Origin of the sequence: Acinetobacter sp. V2, from assembly GCF_001188385.1 — a bacterium.
Classification (GTDB): domain Bacteria; phylum Pseudomonadota; class Gammaproteobacteria; order Pseudomonadales; family Moraxellaceae; genus Acinetobacter; species Acinetobacter oleivorans.
On record NZ_JZFB01000003.1, the window covers coordinates 413239 to 414659 of the forward strand.

The 1421-nt window shown below is 31.0% G+C and carries 2 protein-coding genes; both read right to left on the reverse strand.

Annotation, left to right across the window (positions count from 1 at the left end):
- Nucleotides 1-41 precede the first annotated feature (41 nt).
- A complete protein-coding gene (locus tag UC75_RS12790) occupies nucleotides 42-587 on the reverse strand; it encodes an AAA family ATPase (protein ID WP_049837817.1) in 546 nt (181 codons plus the stop codon).
- Between the two features lie 165 nt (nucleotides 588-752).
- Entirely contained in the window at nucleotides 753-1280 is a 528-nt protein-coding gene (locus UC75_RS12795; protein WP_049837818.1) for a hypothetical protein, read from the reverse strand.
- Nucleotides 1281-1421 lie beyond the last annotated feature (141 nt).

Sequence of the window (1421 nt, forward strand, 5' to 3'; positions counted from 1 at the left end):
GAGGGACGTTTAATGCGTGCTGATTCTTGTGTGTCAGTCTGTCAACCCTTTCTTGTTCTATCATTTTTATTCAATGAATCGGATAAATTATTTTTAAAAACTGTCTGAATAATATTTCTAGCTTTTGAAAAATTATTAAAAGAAATAACCTTTCTCGAGAGTTGATTATTACTACTCAGAAATTTTTCTAAGCGGTTATCAAAACTATGTGAAAACTGAATCAACTCGATTGTATTTCTTAGAGTCTCTTTAGGGCTTTTACCTGTAAATACAGACTTTAGATAACGTTGTATGAGCCTTGTTGTTCTTAAATAAAGAGGTACTTCCATCTTTAAGATTAAAGAGCATTCAAGAAGTAGTGGAAGTAAACGTTTATCGTAAGCTCCCTCTACAATCCAACTATCTTGTAAGGTGATTTGTTTAATACCAAATGAGATAGTTTCTTCGGAATTTTTTACAAATTCAGTTCCACTTAAGTCCCAATAGATCTCATCAAATGCATGAGCAGGTATCTTTAATTCTTTAGCTAATTTTTTGGCGATAGTTGTTTTACCAGCACCAGAAGGGCCTACAATACAAATTTTCATGGTTTATAGAATTGAATTTTGATATTTAATTAACCTACCTAATGCGAACTTAACAGTTTCTATAGAAATAAGTATTCTCAGGGTCATATTTTCGATTGAGAAGAAAAATTCTTTTACCAAGATCTTTCATTAATCTCTAACTCTTGTATTTTATGTTTAAGAAAACTAGATAAAATTTTCAGTCCATTTTTTATCTAATTCTTTTAAATCATCGTATGCTTTTTCAAATTCGCTCAATGAAAAAATTAAGTGAGGAGCAGAAGGCGAGGTTTCCCAGACTACGGATGTCACAACATCATGAATATGGTTAAATGCGTAACCAAAACGAGTCCATACGACTTTATCTGCTGAAACAACTTGTTCCACCATAACCACATTGCAGACTAGATCTAAATCATCAGGGCAAATTAAAATTGGAACTACTGTTGAAATAGCTACATTTTCATAAGCTTGTGGTTTAAGAAGTTTCCATGCATTACTTAATGCCAGCTCACTATCATAATCATATAACCAACCTTGGGCTGGAACTAAACTTTCTGTGCCATCAATAATGGAGATATTTTGGTGCACCCATATATTTAATGGAATATTATCAATTGTGAGAATAGGGAAAGGTTTTAAATTACCATTGGCATCTTTTATACATCCCTCAATTGGATGTTCATGTAAAAGAGCAGCTGAGATAGTATTCATATTTATGAGTTAATGTGTGTTAATCAAATATAATATATTCTATTCAATAGATTAATGAATCTAATCCAATGAAAATAATATTTATTTAATTATTTTCTAGCCAATATCACATTGACACTTAAAATCTCTCTTATTATTCTT